Origin of the sequence: Proteiniphilum propionicum (assembly GCF_022267555.1) — a bacterium.
Classification (GTDB): Bacteria; Bacteroidota; Bacteroidia; order Bacteroidales; family Dysgonomonadaceae; genus Proteiniphilum; species Proteiniphilum propionicum.
This window is the reverse complement of the sequence record NZ_CP073586.1, coordinates 1,261,617-1,279,720: the sequence shown is the minus strand read 5'-3', so window position 1 is coordinate 1,279,720 and position 18,104 is coordinate 1,261,617. Positions and strand designations below refer to the sequence as shown.

Below are 18,104 nucleotides of genomic sequence, written 5' to 3'. Positions count from 1 at the left end.
AGGTTGAATTACTCCTTAGAATTATCCCGACATTAGAGGAAGTGGATAGTTTTGCCATTCACGGTGGAACGCCAATTAACCTGTATATCCTCGACCTCCCTCGGTACTCCGTTGACGTTGACCTTACTTACATTCCAATAAAACCCAGGGAAGATTCGTTTGCGGATATCCATAAAAATCTGGCTATCATCAAGGAAAAAATCAAGACGGTTGTCCCGGATATTGTCATTAGAGAGAAGCCGAATAAAATCTACTGTACACGTAGAGGGGTTATGGTTAAAATTGAAGTGAGCGGAACGAAACGCGGGCTGATTGATCCGGCTTCGATAAGACCACTATGTAATGCTGCACAAAATGAATTTGAAACTGCAAACAAGGCAAGAATTGTTTCACTTTCCCAACTCTACGGCGCGAAAATTACTGCAGCTCTCGACCGCCAACATCCCCGTGATTTGTTTGATGTGAAACTGATGTTTGATTTCATTACTAACTTTGACCAGGTTAAAAGAGGGTTTCTCTATTGTCTATTTGGTGGCGACCGTCCTATTATCGAGTCGCTTCAACCTAACAGGGTAGATTATCAGGAAACACTTGTGAAACAATTTTCCGGAATGACTAAAATTCCGTTTTCATATAATAACTGTTTCTATTTCCTTTTTTGTTGCCGGTTCAAGTTTTTCAATATTGTTTGTATCAAGGGTAAAGTCAAAATCCATGTGAGCGATAATTTTATTCCTCCTATCCCTACAAAATTGAGCTTTAAGAGTAAGTTCACGAATATCATTTTGAATGTCCTCTCTCAAATCTTCATCATTAATATAACTGGTAATAGTATTCAGCGTTATATTTTTTTTACTGCCGGATTTATAGGAATCGGTAAGTTTAGCTATTCCAAGAATGATACTCTCCAATAGTGTTCTTTGAATGAGAAAGAAGAAAGAAGGAGCCGACTGATTCAGCAATTCAATCCTCGTTTCTTTTACAGCAAACAACTGACAATACTCATCCAATTTTAAGGACAACCAAGCAATTTGATTGGAGATAACATATAGAAAAGAGCCAAAATCATCACCTAATACATCAGTCATATAAGGTTTTGCATATATTATGGCAAATTATGTAATGTATTGAATATCGGCCTGATAAAAAGATGTTTGGTGGCGTTCTAAAATTTGGAAATATTATTGTTCGTATATTTGCGAACTGAAAAACTATTCGTATATTTGCGAACTGAAAAGAATTATAAATTCTAAGCTATAAAAGTTATCATGTCAAAAAAAGAATTCACCGAAGAGCAGATCAGACTTTCCCGTATTGCCAAGGCACTGGGCCATCCGGTAAGAATAGCCATTTTGCAGCTGTTGGCCAACGAGAATTGTTGTTATCACGGCGATATGTCTGAAATTATTCCAGTAGCCAAAAGCACTCTTTCTCAACATTTAAATGAACTGAAGGAGTCGGGGCTGATTCAGGGAGAATTTACTCCTCCCACCGTCAGGTATTGCATCAACAAAGAGAATTGGGAGAGCGTGGGAGAGTTGCTGAGAACCTTTATCGATCAGATAGCAAAGGTTAACAGTTACAGCTGATTTTTTTTTGCATTCACCCAAAAATTGGCTGAAACAGATCAATCAATCCGAAATAAAAACTAATCATTTTTCATTAAACAAACAAAAAAACAGTCCTATGAAACAAGTTCTTATGATGTTCGTGGCAGTATTATTATTTACTGCCTGTGGAAATGGTAAAGAGAATAAAGCAGATGTAAATGAAGCGACAACAGAATCTTCAGTAAACAGCTCAAAGGTAGTCTCTGTTACGAATGCTGATCCTGTGACGGTTTATGTTTATTATTTTCATGGCAAACAACGCTGCAAGACCTGCATTGCTGTTCAAAAATTCACCCAGGAGGCGGTTGAGCAGATGTATGGTGACAACCAGAAAGTACAGTTTTTAGAAATACTGACCGAAGAAGCCGCCAACAAAGAACTTGTTGAAAGGTATGGTGTAACATGGAACGCGCTGATTGTTGCTAAGGGTGACGACCATATCGACATAACACAAAACGCATTTGCCAATCCGGCTGGAGTGAAAGAGATGCTGAAAAGTGAAGTGGATCGGAGGCTTTAACAGACAAAAACAGAGCTGAATTATGATGAATCTTCTGCATAGCCTGACAGAAAGCTCCGGCTGGCCGCTTCTTACGGCGTTCCTGCTTGGGCTGATGACTGCCATCAGTCCCTGTCCGCTGGCTACCAACATTACGGCCACCGCCTATCTGAGTAAGGATATCGGTATCAAAAAAAGAGTGTTGTTCAATGGCCTTTTTTACACGCTGGGAAGGATGTTCACCTATACGGCGCTGGGCTTACTCTTCTTTTTCGGTGCCAGTCAGTTCAAAATTGCGTCTGCACTACAAGGTATCGGTGTCATCTGGCTTGGGATCGCATTGCTATTGATTGGTATCTTTATGCTCGACATTATCAAGTTAAATATACCCGGAGTGGGCAATTTAACGGAGAAGTTTAGCAATAAAAAAGGGAAGAAAACCTACTGGGATGCATTTTTACTGGGACTGCTGTTCGCTCTGGCGTTCTGTCCCTATAGCGGGATGCTCTATTTCGGGGGATTGATCCCCATGACGATTGTCTCCACATCGGGACTCATATACCCACCTGTTTTCGCTTTGGCCACAGGCCTTCCGGTGATCATTATCGCCTGGCTGCTGGCCTACAGCGTGAGTAATATCGGTACGTTCTATAAAAAGATGAACAGCTTCCAGGAATGGTTCAAGCGTGGGGTTGCGGCAGTTTTTATGGTTGTGGGTGCTTATTACATCATAATAAGCCTTTAAGAAAATTTCAGAAGGATATTATCACAAAACAATAAAATTTTAAAAAATAAAATCATGGAAATATTGGTATTGGGACCCGGTTGCAAAAAATGTGTAATGACCTGCGACACCATCAAAAAAGTTGTGGAGCAGACTGGAGCTGAAGTAACGATCCGCAAGGTGGAAGACATCATGGAGATCATGAAGTACAATGTTATAGCCACCCCGGCCGTGGTAGTTGATGGTGAGGTGAAAATTAAAGGTCATGTACCCTCAGAAAAGGAAATTAAAAAGATAATAGGCTTATAAGTCGCATATATTCTGGTGTCTAAATTACCGCATCAATGATGCGGAACGATATTGTATTGTCTAAAAAATAAAAAAATGGAATCAAAAAAGGAACTGAAATATCTGGTGTGGGTGGTGTTTATTTTCGGGGTTATCTTCTTTATGCCTATTGGCAACGAGCGTTTTATGACTGCTATCTATGCTGCGCTCGATCTTTCGAAATGGTATGCTCAGGAGCATGTAATCCTCTGTCTGCTTCCGGCTTTTTTCATTGCCGGAGTAATAGCCGTTTTTATTAATCAGGCATCAGTAATCCGTTATTTCGGGGCAAATGCTAAAAAATGGCTTTCATACTCCGTAGCATCTGTTTCGGGTGCCATCTTGGCTGTATGCTCATGTACCATACTTCCTCTCTTTACCAGTATCTACAAGCGTGGCGCAGGGCTGGGACCAGCTGTGGCTTTTCTCTACTCGGGACCGGCCATCAGCATCCTCTCCATCATTCTTACCTGGAGAATCCTCGGTACTGAGATGGGTGTTGCCCGAATGGTAGGAGCTATACTCTTCTCGGTTATTATCGGACTAGTGATGGCCTTTATCTTTCGCAAAGAGGAGAAAGCAAAGCAGGAGGAGCAGATGAACTTCGATGCTCCACCGGCAAAAAGGCCTATATCGCAGACCATGTTCCACTTCTTCACGCTTGTGCTGATTATGGTGGCTGCTAACTGGGGCGCACCTGCAACAGGAGACACATCAAGCGTTTGGTTTTATTTTTTCACCTATAAATGGCATATTACCGGATTTCTGGGGTTAATGCTGGCTTTCTCACTGATAAGGGTACTAAAAATCAAATGGCAATGGGTGTTGTTGGGAGCGGCCGCTACAGCGCTGTCAATACTTTTTGCCAGCCGGCTCATTCCCAATCCCAAAATGGTGCCACTGGTACCCATGATAGTGGGCATCGCTGCTCTTTCTGTGATAACTCTCTTCGATAGGAACGATGAGGAAAACAAAGCATGGACAATCTCGGCCTGGGGGTTTGCTAGACAAATCATGCCACTGCTAGCCATCGGTGTGGTGACCGCCGGTTTCCTGTTGGGATCGACTCACGACAATGTGGCTATCCCCGGAGTGGTACCCAACGGGTGGATCGAGTGGGCTGTAGGTGGAAACTCCTTCTTCTCCAATTTTTTCGCCAGCTTCACCGGGGCCTTTATGTATTTTGCAACGCTCACTGAAGTACCTATTGTACAGGGACTACTCTCCAGCGGTATGGGAAAGGGGCCTGCACTTGCACTGCTGCTCGCCGGTCCCTCGCTCTCATTGCCGAACATGCTGGTGATCCGCGGAGTGATGGGAACGAAAAAGACCATCGTCTACGTTTCTCTCGTTGTTGTTATGGCAACCCTCTCCGGATTGTTCTATGGTACTTTTTTTTAAACAGAAATCGTTACAAGGCGATTCTGTTATAGGGTATCACATTAAAAAAATAATCTGTTTACTGCAAAATGAAAATACTGATTTTATGTACCGGCAACAGCTGCCGCAGCCAGATGGCACATGCCTTTCTGGAGTCGTTCAATGCAGACATGGAAGTACGCTCCGCGGGCACCCATCCCGCCGCGGAGGTGCATCCTCTGGCAATAAAGGTGATGAATGAGACGGGACTCGATATCAGCAACAACCGTCCTACTCAGGTAGATACCTATATCAACGAAGCATGGGACTATGTAATCACCGTCTGCGGTGATGCCAACGAGAACTGCCCGATTTTCACCGGCAAGGTAAAGACGCGCCTACATATTGGATTCGAGGACCCGGCAAAGGTAACCGGCAGCGATGCGTTTGTGCTAAGTGAGTTTCGTCGCATCAGAGATGAGATCAAACAGCGCTTCGCTGAATTTTACATCACAGAGATATTGAAAAAAGAGTTGCCCAAATGCTCCTGTGATGGCGATTGCTAATCTCAAAAAATAATGCTCATCATGAAAAAAATAAAGGCATTAGTTTTTTTGAACGAACTCTCACCATCTGGGTGGCCGCCTGCATCATGGCGGGTATCCTGATTAGACAATATATCCCATCCGTACCTGCCACATTGCATCGGTTTGAGTACGCCAATGTCTCCATCCCGGTCGCCATCCTGATCTGGCTGATGATCTTTCCGATGATGCTGAAGGTAGATTTCAACAGCGTGAAGAACGCGGGTTGAAGGCCGAAAGGAATCCTCATTACCGGGGTGACCAACTGGCTGGGCAGTACCTGGCGGTCGCCGTAGCCATCTCGATCTTCGGACTTGAGTCGGGTGCCTCACTGGCCACCACGGTGGGAGTACTGGTGGAGGTGCCGATGATGCTGATGCTGGTACGGATTGCCAATAACACCCGTAGATATTTTCCTCAAACTCAAAATTCATGATCAATGAGTAAAACCTGGTATCCAATCATCAACAATGTTAAATGCGACGGATGTCTTTTGTGTTGGCAAATGTGTAAACACGGAGTTTATACATTGAATAACGGTCGTCCAGTTGTACTTTTTCCTGATGGTTGCGTTACAGGTTGTCACGGTTGTGAGAAGAATTGCCCGCAAAAGGCAATTACCTATTTTGGGGACACTCCCATGTTTGTCATTCCCTAAACATCCTCGATCAGGGGATGACAATTTTTTCTTAACCATATTAAAAATTAGAAACGCTGTCTGACAATGATGAACACTTTTATTGAAACTGTAAAGTATTTTTTTATTATTTCTGCAGAATTGATTCTTCTTTTCATGCTGATCAGTATGATTGTCGAATTGATCCTGATGCACATTCCGGCAGATAAGATTCAAAGCTATCTGTCAGGTAAAGGACTGAAAGGAAACTTTTTGGGTGCGCTGATTGGATCGTTGACTCCTTTTTGTGCCTGTTCAACCATCCCTATGACATTGGGTTTTATCAATGCAGGGATTCCTTTCGGATCAACCATTTCGTTCCTGATTGCTTCACCTCTGTTGAATCCTATCATCATTGGAATGTTAGGCGTAATGATAGGCGTAAAGGCAGCTGTCATTTATTTCGTGATAACATTTCTTTGTTCGGTATTCTTTGGATATTTCATGGACAAAACCAGGGGAGTAAGGTATCTTAAAAACCAATACAAAAAAGTAGTATCCTGTGGATGCGGGGATGAAGAAGAAACCGGGACAAAACCCCAGAGACGAACTTTTAAGAAAAAGATCAGTCTTGCATTTCAAGGAGCATGGGGCAGTATGAAACCCATACTCGGTTATCTGTTTATTGGAGTTGCTATTGGTGCTTTAATATACGGTTATCTGCCTGAAGATTTTGTGATGCGCATTGCAGGTGCAGATAATCCATTAGCTGTTCCTGTTGCCGCGATTATCGGTATCCCTCTGTACATCAGAGCTGAAACTGCAATACCCATTGGATTAGCATTGATGCAGAAAGGGATGAGTATAGGAGCCGTTGTGGCTCTGATCATCGGCGGTGCCGGGATGGCAATTCCTGAAATGTCGATGCTTGCCGGAATTTTCAAAAAGAGGATGGTCGCGATGATTGTTGCCGTTATTTTCGTTACCGCCGTGATATCGGGATGGGTTTTTAATTTATTCTACTGACTGTAGCGGTAGACAGGTATCTGAAAGGTGGTCTTGCAAACTTAATTGAGACAAAAAATTAAGCGACATTTTTAATTGATTCTTTGATAACTGATTTTACTTAGTCCCAAATAACCGGAAATAGAACTGACGGTATGATCAGGTTCACTATCAGGATGAAGGTGGGCGTTAGGTGTTTTTTTTAATTAAATATTTCACACTTTGCTTAAATATCTAAGTTGGTAATATAACCCTTGTTTTCTTTTTTCAATATCTTCTTGCCTAAATTAATACTCCTCATTAGGCAATTAAAACACCGTATATCGGACGGAGGATTTGCGAGATTGTGGGGGGGGATATACACTACCCCTCGTAATCTCGCAAATCCTGTGTTCTACGATGTCGCCGTAAGGCGAAGATTAAAATGCAGCAGGATGTAATTCTCCGTCCGTTCTCCCGACGTGCCAAAGGCTATGTCGGGAAAACCTCTTGTATAGAGTAAATCTTTGCTGGAATTTCGGTTACATCTATCGTTGCGTTACTATGGTCAAAAACTAATTGTTCATTTGGATTAAGAACCCGGTGATCATTTTTATTTGTGGTCACTTCCACTTTACCGCTTGTTAGCGTTGTGATGGTCTTCGTTTCCGAGGAGTATGCCTTTACATTGAATTTTGTGCCAAGTACTTTTACAGAAAGTTGTTGTGTCTCTACCGTGAAAGGTTTAACTTTATTTTCTCTTACGAAGAAATAGGCTTCTCCGTCAAGAAAAACAGTACGCTGGCCTGTCTTGAATTTCTTTGGATATCTTAAATTCGTTCCAGCATTGATCCAGACTTCGGAACTATCAGGAAGGAAGAAATGTTTTGTCTCACCATATAATGCCTGGACCTCTGTTAGTTTATTATTGTTATATGCATAATAGAGATAGCCTCCTGCAATTAAAAGTACAGGAACCAGTACTGCTGCAATCCCGACTACTTTTCTACGTATGGAATTATTTCTTTTCCGCTTGATATAGCCAATTTTTACATTCACACGTTCCAAAGCCGCATATGTGTTTGGATCAACGTTGTTTTTTAACTCGTTCCAGTATTCCAATGACGCATTTGCTTTCTCTTCACTATACTCGTCCCTCATAAGCCATCTTTGCACTCTCTCCTCGGTAGATGGAGAAAAACGTTGCGACAGAAATCGTTTAATAATGGCGGAGATTTTGGTTTTGTTTTCCATTGTCATCTTTTTTTATTCAGAAACCAAACGCGACTTTACCCCCGGATCGGGATTCCCATTTCTGATTTCTCTGATTATGCTGGTATTCTACCCCGGCTCCAATTTTTACGTTCTTTGAAGGTTCGGCAATAACGGCTCCTCCAACACTTGTCTTGGGATATAGTCCGCTTACTACTTTTACTGGATCAGTATATTTTGATGGAGAAATATACTGACCCCATAATTGAAATTGCAGTATATAAGTCAAATTATAACTTAAAACTCCCCTCACTCCATACAATATTTCACTTGTGAAAAGCGTTTTTTGTAAACTTAAAAATGCATTACCTTCAATAAATAAATTGTCAACAGGCATTAATAAGGATGAAATACCGATATTGTTGTAGTAGCCAAGTCCGGGTTGTACCAGCCCCTGGTTGAAAGGTGAAAATTGAATTCGGGAAGTTTATGTTGAGTCATTTAAAATCATTTTAACCATCAAATAATTATTAAACAACTGATCTGCATTTATACCGTGATTTAATACACGATTCTCAAATAGAAATATGAATGGATTCAATTGATTTTTAGCATCGAATGTTCCTGGCCGGAACTGCAAATTAGATTTATTGTCAATTGTTCCAACTCTGGCATTATCTATCTCGCTTTGAGAAAATGAAATAAAAGGGACTAATAGAAAAATCAGGAATAAGGACTTCTTCATCATTCAATGGCTTTTACTATATATACAAGTATATATACAAGTTAGTCATTGAATTCTCAATAGGAAGTTAAGTCTTTTTCATTTTTTATAGAAAGGCAATAAAAACAGCTTCAAAGGATTTGTGGTCACCATCCCGTAAAGCCTCCAATGTTTCTATGTCGATATTATTGTTCATTATTCAAAATAATGCTTCGTTAAAACTTCATTTATAATACTGACAGTCAACAATTTATACCAGATCCTCAAGTAGCACCATACTCTATTGATATTCAGTGAATTATAATAACTATTTAAAAAAAATACCGAAGTATTATCAAAATAGTCTGATAATATTACGACAAAAGAACTAATTTTTTTATTAGATAAAAAATTTCTTTTCAAAAAGTTCTCTTTCCCATATACATCGATATTATCAGATAACATTTCAAGTTTTTTCTTTTGTATATCGGTCAGATAATAAGAATAATTGTCGACCGGTCTTTTTATGATTGTAACTATGGTGCTCTCCGTCACTTTATCATCGAAATAAATATTCTTGACCATATATTGGGTTTTAAATGGGTCATTTACCAGAATACGTGCTTTATCGAATATTTCATACGCTTTATTTAAAGCATTTAACCACCACTCCTCATCTTTAAGTAGTTCGAATCTTCTTTGGTTGTAGAAATGGAGATTGTCATCATCAAGTAAATAATCTGCCAGGATATTTTTTGGATAGTCTTCTTTGTACTTTTTACACTCTTGTTCTATATGGTAGGGCGTGGAATGGTTTTCTTCTTTCAGCTTGTAAGAAAACAATACTCGATAATTATTAAATGTGTCATCCTCTAAGATGATATTGTATGAGTAGATAAATGTCTCATCGCGACAAATTGAATTCAGCATATTCAGCCGAACCAGGATGGCTATTGATTTATCGATTTCGTTTTCATTTTCCAGAAACTCTGTCTTGAGGTTGTTGTTCTTAAGGTGTTTCCTGTATCTTGCATCGGCAAACAGATGCCAGTTAAAATATCGATTGACAAAATTGGGACAGGGGTGGTTTTGTTGTGGTTAGTGAGTGGGGGGGGAAACTAATTTAAAAACAGATCATCTTTAGTTTTGTGGTATTTGCTTGGGTGAGATATTTGTAAAATTGAACCAAGAGTTTATTATTATTTGGATATTTTTGTCTTTTTATCATGCTTTGTTTACCCATTGTTTACCCAAAAAGAAAGACACTTACCAGGGCAAACCGGTAAGTGTCTGATTTTAAGTGAGCGGCAAACGAGATTCGAACTCGCGACCCTCAGCTTGGGAAGCTTTTAAACAGTTATTTCTGTATTTTTTCTCTATTTTCAAATAATTCATAAATACCTGTTTAACAGCATATATAATAAATTATTAACTCTTTCCTATTTCTTCTATTTGTATATTTTTGCTACTTTTGTTTGTTATTTGTTTGTTATGATTGTTTGTTATATATCGAATACAATCTAAAAATATACTGATATGAAATTCTACTATTCCAATAACGGTATAACCGTTAAACTTGTTCGAGATATAAGGAATAAAAATCCCGAAAATGAATGCCCACTACGGTGGCGTGTAACATATAAAAGAGATAGCGACTACTACTCTACAGGAAAAGTATTAGATCGTGAGGACTGGGAATTATTTGAAGCTTCAGAGGAAGCTGATTTTAATTTTAAGACTAAAGCGGCACATCTAAGAGAGCATAAAGACGACATACAAAAATATTTTGATGATATTCTTAAACCCGCAGTTAAAGAGACTGCAGACAATTTCTCTTTTGCAGCACTCGATCACAAATTAGGCAAGTCGGATATCTTAACCGTAAATGATGCGTTTACGGCCAAAATAAACACTTTAAACAACACCTTCAAGGTCGGGAATGCAACAATATACAGAACCACATTAAACGCTCTTATACGTTTTCAGTATTACAGAAAAATCAAAAGTAAAATAGCCAAACAACTATTTATTGAAGAATGTGTAAGTAAAAAGCATAAGACAAAAGGTAAGGATGTTTTAAACGTCATCGCTGATATTAAATTTGACGATATCACGGTGAAATTTTTATCTGACTGCGAAGACTTTTGGAGTGCGACCGGTATAGAATACGCTACTATCGGGATTTATATGAGAACACTTAGGGCAATAATAAACAATGGAGAAGACCCTTATTTAAGCGGAACTCGCTATCCATTTGGAGAGGGCAAGAATAAATATTCTATTCCGGAAGGTGGGAGAAAATCTATCGCTTTAGACATTGAGGACATTTGGAAAATAGAGGATTTTGAGACTGACAATCAAGGATTGATGGTTGCAAGGGATATTTTCATATTCATGTTCTATTGTAACGGACTAAATTTCGGTGATCTATGCAGGTTGCAATACAAAGACATCGACGGAGCATCCCAAGAGATTGTATTTCATCGTAAGAAAACCAGAGATACAAAAAAGAAAAAAAATCCAGAGCCTATTTGCGCTCCGCTACTACCTCCAATGGTAGAAATAATTAACCGACACGGCAATAAAGAACAGAATGGATATATCTTTCCATTTCTTAACGGCATCGAACGAGTAGATCAAAACGAAAGAAAGATAAAAGACGCTATTCAACTGGCATTAAACCCAATAAATAATTCATTAAAAGTAATAGCAGCACAATTAGGGATAGACCGGAATTTATCGACCGCCTATACCCGTAACAGCTACGTAACTCATCTTACAAGCGAAATGTATATTAGTGAGATTTTCGTTAAACAAATGGTTGGCCATAGTACTGGAAAGAATGTAACCGCCGGCTATAATAATCCATCCCCCAAAAAAAGGAGAGAGGTGAATTCTAAACTATTAAACCCAAACAAAAAATATAATACGATAAGTCTATTGTCTGTAACCGGATGATCGTTTCCCGAAATATGACAGACTGTGTCTGTTAATTTCAAAGATAAGGAAACCAATTCCTGTATAACACCGAACTGGTTGTAAAATGTGATATTTTAGGCACCTTCGCTAAATGAAAACATTATCCCAACTATTTGTTTAATGAAAATATGGTATGAGCGCGTTAGAATTTAGAAAGTGTAATTACATTTATTTTTAAGTCATTAATCGTCTAAAGTCCAATTAACTTTAGACTTATCCTTTTATAAAGATTATTATTAGGAATATATGTCGATATTCTTTGTCCATCAATAATAGCTCTATTATAACCGGCATACATATCATACCAGCCATAACCAAACCCGAGGGATAGCCTTAATCCATTATTATCTCTATTTAAATATTGAACTAAGCCCATTTCTAAAAATGTACCGGGTGAAAATCCAGTAAATTGGTATTTACCTACATTCTCGGATAGTATATCATTGTTCATCCGTTTCTCTAATGATATATACTCATATGGAATTGGTTCGAATGAAACCGACCAATTCGTGTAAACACCTGTAGATTGGAAAAGTGGTCGTGAATAAAAAGTAGAAAAAAACAGATTGAAACGTTTAATATTATCTTCATCAAAATAATAGCTGCTATTTCTTGAACTATCCGACCATCCAGCAATATCCAATGGAACGGAAAGGAACATAGTTCCAGCAGAAATTCCAAAATACTGATTGAATTGAAGGCTATAAGTCAACGAAAAATGATATGCTATGTTACTGGAATTAAAGTAAAAACCGCCATCCATACCTAAAGTTTTTTGGATTTGCGCATTCAAATAAACTGAATTAAGAAAAAACATAACCAAAACCAAAGTACAAAATATTATACGTTTCATGCCGATATTTGTATCATTATTTGTTCTTCTATTTTTGCAGAAAGAAACAATTAGTAAAATAATAGTCCCTCATACTAATTATAATTGTGAAAACATTAATTTATTAGCTAAGAGACTATTTAGTATTTTGTTTGCTATAGTTAAATTTTAATTGCTTCTTCCGTAGGGCAATACATAGGCAAATTTGAGATCGAAAGCCGGATAGAATAAACCATACGGTTCATCGAGGTTGTAGCCGTATCCTGCTCCTAACGAATAACTGAAAATCCAATGTCTTCCAATATTTCGCTGTCCTCCCCAATTCAGATTTGTTAGCAATGTATTGGTCAAATAATGTATCTCATCAGTTAATGGTTTTGATACATATTTCACTTTTAAACCGATAAAGTTTCCCGAATTGAATAATTTCGGTTCACTTTTATGGTTATAAATAAACTTGCCATTTACTCCTAAATGTACGCTCGGATTCAATAATGTCCAATGCCAATCCATCCTGAACGTAAGGGCTTCACCTTCACCGAAATCATAACTTGGCCCAAGACCAATGCTCGGTTCAATGGTTATTTTTTTCGCTATGGGTAACTCAACCGCCAGATCAAGTCCATTTATTCCCAATCCTATTCTGGATACTGTTTGCAACTCTTGTGAATACAAAGTGTTTGTAATAAAAAGGGAGCAAAATAAAAAGTATCTAAAAAGTAGTTTCTTCGTTTCCATTTATATATTCGTATTATTTTGATTATTTTACTTTTAATCCGGCGCAAGCAAATAAACACTCACGCCGGATATAAAATTTAAATATAATATTTTACTATGATTCTATTACTTGTCTTTTGTCTTTTTAAGAATCATACCTTTTACTTCACCGCCGGAATCAGTTGTTGTATATGCGTAAACAAATGCAGATTCCACATTAGGAGCTTTATTCTTGACATTTTTTGCTAAAGTTTTAAGGGCACTTCCAACCAGTCCTAAATTTGAATTGTATTCAACTTCAAATTCAACACCACTATCAAAAACTTTCACTTGGCTTGGCCCGGGTTTCCAAATTTTATTTTACTCCCCATTTGTCAGACCACTAGGTCTCGTTTTTAAGTTTAGTTCGTTGTCATTGTAAACCACTCTTTGTGCCTGGAACGGGTTCTGTCAAGGCCGACCTTCAGGTCGCTTGTCACAGCCTTGACAGGTTCCGGGGCAGGCACTACCTTTGTTTGCAATGGAAACGAATCAGGCTGCATACTCATACCAGGAAAAGGGCGTTTTTCTATCAAGGCTTTGATGCTGTCGCCGGTTGTTGTAATAGTTGATGAACCTGGTCAACCCCTTTCGCAGCATCTTGCCGTTCACGGCTGGACAAATATAGACATATTCTTGTTTGAGTGTATGCCAGAAGCGTTCTATCCAGACGTTGTCAAGTGCCCTGCCTTTCCCATCCATGCTGATGGTGATCTCTTGGCTTTCAAGATACGCTATCCATCCTGGACACGTAAATTGAGATCCCTGGTCAGAGTTTACAATCTCCGGCTTGCCATGCACGGTGATTGCTTTACGAAGTACATTCAGGCTGTTTTCGGCATCCAGCGTATTGTGAATGTCCCAGCCAACAATATACCGGCTATATACATCAATGATAGCCGTCAAGTAAAGGAATCCTTTTGCCATTGGTATGTACGTGATATCGATACACCATACATGATTCGAGTGCGTGACCTCAAGACCTCTAAGTCTGTACGGCTGAATGTATTTGGTCAACCCCAACTTACTCAGGTTCCGTTTCGGATAAATGGCCATGATGCCCATTTTACGAAGCAATCGGCGGACACGTTTTGGGCCTGTCAGGATACCCAATGCACGCAGGAAATCAACCATCCCCAAAACGCCTTTTGTAGGATGTTCCATGTATTCTTCGTCCATCAGGCGCATCAGTTCAAGGTTTGCGGGATCCTCCCCGGCAGGCTTGTAATACTGCATGCTGCGATTCAATCCGAGTAGTTCACACTGGCGTCGTTGACTCAAATCATTTCTCGGGGATACTATTTCTTTGAGGACTTCAGTATCCCCAATTGTTCTGAGGCCCTCTTGCAAAAATCCACCTCTACTTCCAGACGGCCGATTTTCTCATACAATTCTTTCTCCCGTTTGGCGGCTTCCTCGTCGGGAGCCTTGGTTGAGAATATCTCTGCTCCTCGGGATAGGAACTCCCGTTTCCAGTTGGAGATCATTTGTGGATGCACATCGAACCGCTTGGCCAGCTCGCTAAGTGTTTCCGCTTCCTTGATTGCCTCTATCGCAACCTGTGCCTTGAAAGCTGCACTGTGTTTCTTCCTTGTTTTCATCATTTTAATCATTGGTCAAATTTAATCATTTTTATTAAGCTTAACCAGTGGTATGATTTTTAGGGAGTATTATAAACATTTACATTTTCGGGCATACCTAATCCTAATTCTTGAATTTTTTCATAAGAAAAAACATCACGCATATCTATCTCTTTTCCAGCTATTATAACTTTACCTTGCTGATTTAATAGCTTTGCAATAGCCTCGTCACTTACTGGCAGGAACGCTGCATAATCTTCTTCGTATTCAGGATAATACAGATTGGGGAATTTCACCTTAAATTCTTCATATCCTCCCTCACGTTGGTAATAATCGTCTGCTTCAGTCATAGCCTGATCAAATTCTCTAAATAAAGAAATAAATTCTTCCCCGGAAGCAGAACGGGTAAAAGAGGCAGTTCCAACTTCATTATTTCTCACTTTTTCGACAGCTTCTAAAAATGCTGCTTCATTATCAAACATAAGAATTCCATCCGATTGCCTAAAAACTGTATTAGTTTCATCGGTGATCGCTACTTGTTGTTCATCCAACTCATTATTACAAGAGGATAGTAGCATGCATGTTAATGCCAGCAATGTAAAAAGAATTGTTCTCATAATTGTAATTTTTTTGTCCCCATACCGTACATATTGTATTCAAGTACTCAGGGTATGAATAAATATTTGTCAATGAACTATCTTAACAACCTTCTTTCCATATTGCGCACTATAAAAATCTGTTGATTAATTCATTTTTTTGCTTTACTGATGCAAAATTATACCCTTGTTTTTCCATTTACTATACACAAAAGTGTGTTTTTGGCATACACTATCGAAATACACACTTTTGTGTGTTTTTTCCTTTGGGCAAAAAACATTTGGTTTTACGGAATATTTTTCAATTCTGATCCAAAAAAGCCGTCGTAATGACACTTGGTTGTTCCTTACAATTGTATTTCAAGCAACTACACTGGCTTGATTGATACCGTAGAAAGATTGGTTCTCACGAAAAAAACCGACAAGGTCATCATATGTGGAATAAACGGGGATCGTTTCCGAACCGAGGTATTCGATCCCATTGCCAAGGCTATGCACCCGAATACCCATTAGTTTCATTGTTCGCAGCAGTTTGCTATCACATTCTGCAAACACAATCCCTTTCTTTCTGTTGCAAATCGGGTACATGGCATAGAGCAACAGCGATTTGAACAGTAACAATCCATGACGGCCGATATCGGTATTGACTGCCAATCGTCCTATATGCCAAATTGCAGAACAACTATCATCGGGTGAAATATCGTTTAGGCATTGAATGCCGAATAAAGACTGTATGGGCAGTGTTTCTCTCCCATCCCACAGCATCAGGCGGATGGCTCCTATAATGTTATTCTCACTATTTTTTGCTACAAATATCCGTGAATGGTTAAAATAACGCACTTCTTCCCGATATACTGCTTCGACTTCTGCATCGAAATGAATATTGGGCCGGCTATTGGAATGATGCTTGTAGTTTTCCCGCACCACAAATCCGGCAAGTTCATGCAAACTATCCTCCGACAATTGCCAGATGGTATATTTGTCGTAAAATGTAATGAATTTATCCATTATTTAGATTTATTTTTTTATATTTACGGACACAAAAGTACAGTTGTCGGGGCAAAAGGGAATGACACAAAAGTGTGTTTCTTAAGTTCCGGATGTAAGATCCGTCTGTTTTTATTAAAAGGAGTGTTGTATGGCTAAAAAAGAGGATTTTTTCATTCAGGAGAATGAAATTCTTTTTGTCCCTGATGAGGACTATGCACCCATGGAAAGGTATATTCAGTTTTTGGATGCGTTCTCACGAACTACTTATGTAAGTATTTACGTCATTGACTATTTCAGGAAAAACTTCCTGTATGTGTCTGAAAACCCTTTATTCCTTTGTGGTATGCCTGCCGGAAAGGTCAGGGATATGGGATACGATTTTTATCTTGAACGTGTGACGGATGCAGACCTGCCACTTCTACTGGAAATCAACCGGGCAGGTTTTTTGTTCTCGGAGTCTGTTCCGCCTGTGAACCGGCTGGAATATACGCTTGGTTACGATTTCCATATGAAACAACCGTCAGGCAAGGCTATGCTTGTCCACCATGAAATCACACCGCTACATTTGACAAGGGACGGCAGGATATGGTTGGCGTTATGCTCGGTATCCCTCTCCTCACAGACGAAAGCCGGTAATATCGAGATTTCCCGTCAGGGTTGTAATTCGCGCTGGAGGTATCATCCGGAAAATAAAAAATGGGTCAAATATGCGGGTGTAGAACTGAAGGATTATGAAAAAGAGGTGCTCCGGTTATCCGCACAAGGCTGCACGATGAACGAAATTTCTGAACAGATCCATAAGTCGGTCGATACCATCAAGGGGTATAAACGGTTACTGTTTGAGAAATTAAACGTGGGTAACATAACCGAAGCCCTTGGTTTTGCCATTCACCACAGGCTGATATAGTATAATTCAAAGTGGAGCTCGAAGCTTTACAATACCTTTACTTGTCTCCCCTGTTTAATTCCTGTCATCTATAATGGATGACAGATAAAATTTTGGATAGCGTTTTGTCTTTTGCCCCGTGGCAATGCAAAACAACAGGTTGGTGCACAATCCGGCGGCTATCCACGAAGCGATAGGAAGTTGCGGTGGCGGAAGTATACTTTTTTCATTTTTGTATTGGGTGATGATTTTTTCAATCCACGGCTTGGGTTGTACCCAGAGTTTAAAGTAATTCACAATGCGCTCTATAAGCTGTACTTCAAAGTTCTCCCATTTATCGGTAAAGTCTTTCAGTTGCGGGCCTGTAGGCTCCACCACAAATGCCAATCCGCCCCAACCGAGATTATAGGGGTGTATGACCGGGACATTATACTTCTGGCACCATTCATCAAAAACAAACGGGATATCCGACTGGAAATCCAATGCGTTTATGGCAACATCTTGTTCTTTAACCAGTTCTTCCACATTGCCGGCATCGATGAATGTATTTATTGCCGTAATGTCAGCATTTGGATTGATACTCAATAAATGCTCTTTCAAAGCTTCGGCTTTGGGTTTACCTATATCCTGCATCCGGTAATTCTGGCGGTTGAGGTTTGATTCTTCCACCACGTCGCCATCCACGATGGTAATGGTTTCAAATCCGAACCGCAATGCGCACTCGGCTATAATACTGCCGATACCTGCACCACCCAGCAGGATGCGGAAATGCTTGAGGAGTTGCTGTTCTTCCGGGCGGACATAAATTCGGTTCCTACTGTATCTTTCTTCCATATTGTCTTATTTTTGCAACAAAGGTCGTGAAGA

At 39.6% G+C, this 18,104-nt stretch carries 23 protein-coding genes and 2 pseudogenes; 12 read left to right on the top strand and 13 right to left on the bottom strand.

Annotated features, from left to right (window positions below; genetic code table 11):
• Window positions 1-20 precede the first annotated feature (20 nt).
• Window positions 21-488: pseudogene (locus KDN43_RS16540) on the top strand (nucleotidyl transferase AbiEii/AbiGii toxin family protein); the annotation flags it as partial.
• A 141-nt stretch (window positions 489-629) separates the two neighbouring features.
• Here the strand turns inward: KDN43_RS16540 and KDN43_RS16535 are convergent.
• On the bottom strand, window positions 630-1,088 hold the full coding sequence (locus KDN43_RS16535; RefSeq protein WP_286832337.1) for an AbiU2 domain-containing protein: 459 nt from the start codon (window positions 1,086-1,088) through the stop codon (window positions 630-632).
• Between the two features lie 180 nt (window positions 1,089-1,268).
• Between KDN43_RS16535 and KDN43_RS05020 the strand changes: the two genes are divergently transcribed.
• The 9 genes and pseudogenes from KDN43_RS05020 to KDN43_RS04980 all read left to right on the top strand — a co-directional run bounded on the left by KDN43_RS05020 (window position 1,269) and on the right by KDN43_RS04980 (window position 6,745).
• The gene (locus KDN43_RS05020; RefSeq protein WP_238868572.1) at window positions 1,269-1,589 is read left to right on the top strand and encodes an ArsR/SmtB family transcription factor; all 321 of its coding nucleotides are present in this window, start codon (window positions 1,269-1,271) and stop codon (window positions 1,587-1,589) included.
• A 97-nt stretch (window positions 1,590-1,686) separates the two neighbouring features.
• Entirely contained in the window at window positions 1,687-2,130 is a 444-nt protein-coding gene (locus tag KDN43_RS05015) for a nitrophenyl compound nitroreductase subunit ArsF family protein (protein WP_238868571.1), read from the top strand.
• A gap of 25 nt (window positions 2,131-2,155) precedes the next feature.
• The gene (locus tag KDN43_RS05010; RefSeq protein WP_238869407.1) at window positions 2,156-2,854 is read left to right on the top strand and encodes an aromatic aminobenezylarsenical efflux permease ArsG family transporter; all 699 of its coding nucleotides are present in this window, start codon (window positions 2,156-2,158) and stop codon (window positions 2,852-2,854) included.
• Window positions 2,855-2,908: 54 nt separating this feature from the next.
• Entirely contained in the window at window positions 2,909-3,142 is a 234-nt protein-coding gene (locus KDN43_RS05005; protein WP_238868570.1) for a thioredoxin family protein, read from the top strand.
• 75 nt (window positions 3,143-3,217) lie between these two features.
• Window positions 3,218-4,561, top strand: a complete 1,344-nt coding sequence (locus KDN43_RS05000; RefSeq protein WP_238868569.1) for a permease — start codon at window positions 3,218-3,220, stop codon at window positions 4,559-4,561.
• A gap of 68 nt (window positions 4,562-4,629) precedes the next feature.
• Window positions 4,630-5,085: an arsenate reductase ArsC gene (locus KDN43_RS04995; protein WP_238868568.1), complete on the top strand. Its 456-nt coding sequence runs from the start codon at window positions 4,630-4,632 to the stop codon at window positions 5,083-5,085.
• Window positions 5,085-5,330 (top strand): annotated as a pseudogene (locus KDN43_RS04990) (arsenic resistance protein); the annotation flags it as partial. The gene KDN43_RS04995 and the pseudogene KDN43_RS04990, both read left to right, overlap by 1 nt.
• A 212-nt stretch (window positions 5,331-5,542) precedes the next feature.
• On the top strand, window positions 5,543-5,761 hold the full coding sequence (locus tag KDN43_RS04985; protein WP_256448721.1) for an ATP-binding protein: 219 nt from the start codon (window positions 5,543-5,545) through the stop codon (window positions 5,759-5,761).
• 66 nt (window positions 5,762-5,827) lie between these two features.
• Entirely contained in the window at window positions 5,828-6,745 is a 918-nt protein-coding gene (locus KDN43_RS04980; RefSeq protein WP_238868567.1) for a permease, read from the top strand.
• A 450-nt stretch (window positions 6,746-7,195) separates the two neighbouring features.
• On the opposite strand, the gene KDN43_RS04975 is transcribed toward KDN43_RS04980, so the two are convergent.
• The 3 genes from KDN43_RS04975 to KDN43_RS04965 all read right to left on the bottom strand — a co-directional run bounded on the left by KDN43_RS04975 (window position 7,196) and on the right by KDN43_RS04965 (window position 9,548).
• The gene (locus tag KDN43_RS04975) at window positions 7,196-7,957 is read right to left on the bottom strand and encodes a FecR family protein (protein WP_238868566.1); all 762 of its coding nucleotides are present in this window, start codon (window positions 7,955-7,957) and stop codon (window positions 7,196-7,198) included.
• Between the two features lie 16 nt (window positions 7,958-7,973).
• A complete protein-coding gene (locus tag KDN43_RS04970) occupies window positions 7,974-8,312 on the bottom strand; it encodes a hypothetical protein (RefSeq protein ID WP_238868565.1) in 339 nt (112 codons plus the stop codon).
• Between the two features lie 522 nt (window positions 8,313-8,834).
• Window positions 8,835-9,548 (bottom strand): hypothetical protein, encoded by a 714-nt coding sequence (locus tag KDN43_RS04965; protein WP_238868564.1) that lies wholly within the window; start codon window positions 9,546-9,548, stop codon window positions 8,835-8,837.
• A gap of 606 nt (window positions 9,549-10,154) precedes the next feature.
• Here KDN43_RS04965 and KDN43_RS04960 point away from each other — a divergent pair.
• Entirely contained in the window at window positions 10,155-11,576 is a 1,422-nt protein-coding gene (locus tag KDN43_RS04960; RefSeq protein ID WP_045088829.1) for a phage integrase SAM-like domain-containing protein, read from the top strand.
• A gap of 211 nt (window positions 11,577-11,787) precedes the next feature.
• Here KDN43_RS04960 and KDN43_RS04955 read toward each other — a convergent pair whose 3' ends face one another.
• The 8 genes from KDN43_RS04955 to KDN43_RS04920 all read right to left on the bottom strand — a co-directional run bounded on the left by KDN43_RS04955 (window position 11,788) and on the right by KDN43_RS04920 (window position 16,369).
• The gene (locus KDN43_RS04955; protein ID WP_045088828.1) at window positions 11,788-12,450 is read right to left on the bottom strand and encodes a hypothetical protein; all 663 of its coding nucleotides are present in this window, start codon (window positions 12,448-12,450) and stop codon (window positions 11,788-11,790) included.
• 147 nt (window positions 12,451-12,597) lie between these two features.
• Window positions 12,598-13,089 carry a hypothetical protein gene (locus tag KDN43_RS04950; RefSeq protein WP_053826873.1) on the bottom strand — a complete coding sequence of 164 codons (492 nt, stop codon included), beginning with the start codon at window positions 13,087-13,089 and terminating at the stop codon, window positions 12,598-12,600.
• Between the two features lie 183 nt (window positions 13,090-13,272).
• On the bottom strand, window positions 13,273-13,476 hold the full coding sequence (locus tag KDN43_RS04945) for a hypothetical protein (RefSeq protein ID WP_238868563.1): 204 nt from the start codon (window positions 13,474-13,476) through the stop codon (window positions 13,273-13,275).
• A gap of 71 nt (window positions 13,477-13,547) precedes the next feature.
• Window positions 13,548-13,694 (bottom strand): hypothetical protein, encoded by a 147-nt coding sequence (locus tag KDN43_RS04940; protein WP_238868562.1) that lies wholly within the window; start codon window positions 13,692-13,694, stop codon window positions 13,548-13,550.
• Complete coding sequence (locus KDN43_RS04935; RefSeq protein ID WP_238869404.1) at window positions 13,678-14,433, bottom strand: IS3 family transposase; 756 nt, start codon at window positions 14,431-14,433, stop codon at window positions 13,678-13,680. Before KDN43_RS04935 ends, KDN43_RS04940 begins: the two co-directional genes overlap by 17 nt.
• Before the next feature lie 50 nt (window positions 14,434-14,483).
• A complete protein-coding gene (locus KDN43_RS04930) occupies window positions 14,484-14,789 on the bottom strand; it encodes a transposase (protein WP_238868561.1) in 306 nt (101 codons plus the stop codon).
• A 56-nt stretch (window positions 14,790-14,845) separates the two neighbouring features.
• Window positions 14,846-15,382: a hypothetical protein gene (locus KDN43_RS04925; protein WP_238868560.1), complete on the bottom strand. Its 537-nt coding sequence runs from the start codon at window positions 15,380-15,382 to the stop codon at window positions 14,846-14,848.
• A 339-nt stretch (window positions 15,383-15,721) separates the two neighbouring features.
• Window positions 15,722-16,369: a hypothetical protein gene (locus KDN43_RS04920; protein WP_045088823.1), complete on the bottom strand. Its 648-nt coding sequence runs from the start codon at window positions 16,367-16,369 to the stop codon at window positions 15,722-15,724.
• 130 nt (window positions 16,370-16,499) lie between these two features.
• Here KDN43_RS04920 and KDN43_RS04915 point away from each other — a divergent pair, with 130 nt between their 5' ends.
• Entirely contained in the window at window positions 16,500-17,258 is a 759-nt protein-coding gene (locus KDN43_RS04915) for a response regulator transcription factor (protein ID WP_045088822.1), read from the top strand.
• A 54-nt stretch (window positions 17,259-17,312) separates the two neighbouring features.
• Here the strand turns inward: KDN43_RS04915 and KDN43_RS04910 are convergent, their stop codons facing one another.
• Window positions 17,313-18,071 carry a HesA/MoeB/ThiF family protein gene (locus KDN43_RS04910; RefSeq protein ID WP_045088821.1) on the bottom strand — a complete coding sequence of 253 codons (759 nt, stop codon included), beginning with the start codon at window positions 18,069-18,071 and terminating at the stop codon, window positions 17,313-17,315.
• Window positions 18,072-18,104 lie beyond the last annotated feature (33 nt).

Coding starts and splice junctions, on each gene's coding strand:
- KDN43_RS05015 (WP_238868571.1), top strand. CDS start 1,687: ATGAAACAAGTTCTTATGATGTTCGTGGCAGTATTATTATTTACTGCC.
- KDN43_RS04985 (WP_256448721.1), top strand. CDS start 5,543: ATGAGTAAAACCTGGTATCCAATCATCAACAATGTTAAATGCGACGGA.
- KDN43_RS05005 (WP_238868570.1), top strand. CDS start 2,909: ATGGAAATATTGGTATTGGGACCCGGTTGCAAAAAATGTGTAATGACC.
- KDN43_RS04920 (WP_045088823.1), bottom strand. CDS start 16,369: ATGGATAAATTCATTACATTTTACGACAAATATACCATCTGGCAATTG.
- KDN43_RS04975 (WP_238868566.1), bottom strand. CDS start 7,957: ATGGAAAACAAAACCAAAATCTCCGCCATTATTAAACGATTTCTGTCG.
- KDN43_RS04960 (WP_045088829.1), top strand. CDS start 10,155: ATGAAATTCTACTATTCCAATAACGGTATAACCGTTAAACTTGTTCGA.
- KDN43_RS05010 (WP_238869407.1), top strand. CDS start 2,156: ATGAATCTTCTGCATAGCCTGACAGAAAGCTCCGGCTGGCCGCTTCTT.
- KDN43_RS04940 (WP_238868562.1), bottom strand. CDS start 13,694: ATGAGTATGCAGCCTGATTCGTTTCCATTGCAAACAAAGGTAGTGCCT.
- KDN43_RS04970 (WP_238868565.1), bottom strand. CDS start 8,312: ATGCCTGTTGACAATTTATTTATTGAAGGTAATGCATTTTTAAGTTTA.
- KDN43_RS04910 (WP_045088821.1), bottom strand. CDS start 18,071: ATGGAAGAAAGATACAGTAGGAACCGAATTTATGTCCGCCCGGAAGAA.
- KDN43_RS04995 (WP_238868568.1), top strand. CDS start 4,630: ATGAAAATACTGATTTTATGTACCGGCAACAGCTGCCGCAGCCAGATG.
- KDN43_RS04955 (WP_045088828.1), bottom strand. CDS start 12,450: ATGAAACGTATAATATTTTGTACTTTGGTTTTGGTTATGTTTTTTCTT.
- KDN43_RS04980 (WP_238868567.1), top strand. CDS start 5,828: ATGATGAACACTTTTATTGAAACTGTAAAGTATTTTTTTATTATTTCT.
- KDN43_RS04925 (WP_238868560.1), bottom strand. CDS start 15,382: ATGAGAACAATTCTTTTTACATTGCTGGCATTAACATGCATGCTACTA.
- KDN43_RS04930 (WP_238868561.1), bottom strand. CDS start 14,789: ATGATGAAAACAAGGAAGAAACACAGTGCAGCTTTCAAGGCACAGGTT.
- KDN43_RS16535 (WP_286832337.1), bottom strand. CDS start 1,088: ATGACTGATGTATTAGGTGATGATTTTGGCTCTTTTCTATATGTTATC.
- KDN43_RS04965 (WP_238868564.1), bottom strand. CDS start 9,548: ATGCTGAATTCAATTTGTCGCGATGAGACATTTATCTACTCATACAAT.
- KDN43_RS05000 (WP_238868569.1), top strand. CDS start 3,218: ATGGAATCAAAAAAGGAACTGAAATATCTGGTGTGGGTGGTGTTTATT.
- KDN43_RS04915 (WP_045088822.1), top strand. CDS start 16,500: ATGGCTAAAAAAGAGGATTTTTTCATTCAGGAGAATGAAATTCTTTTT.
- KDN43_RS05020 (WP_238868572.1), top strand. CDS start 1,269: ATGTCAAAAAAAGAATTCACCGAAGAGCAGATCAGACTTTCCCGTATT.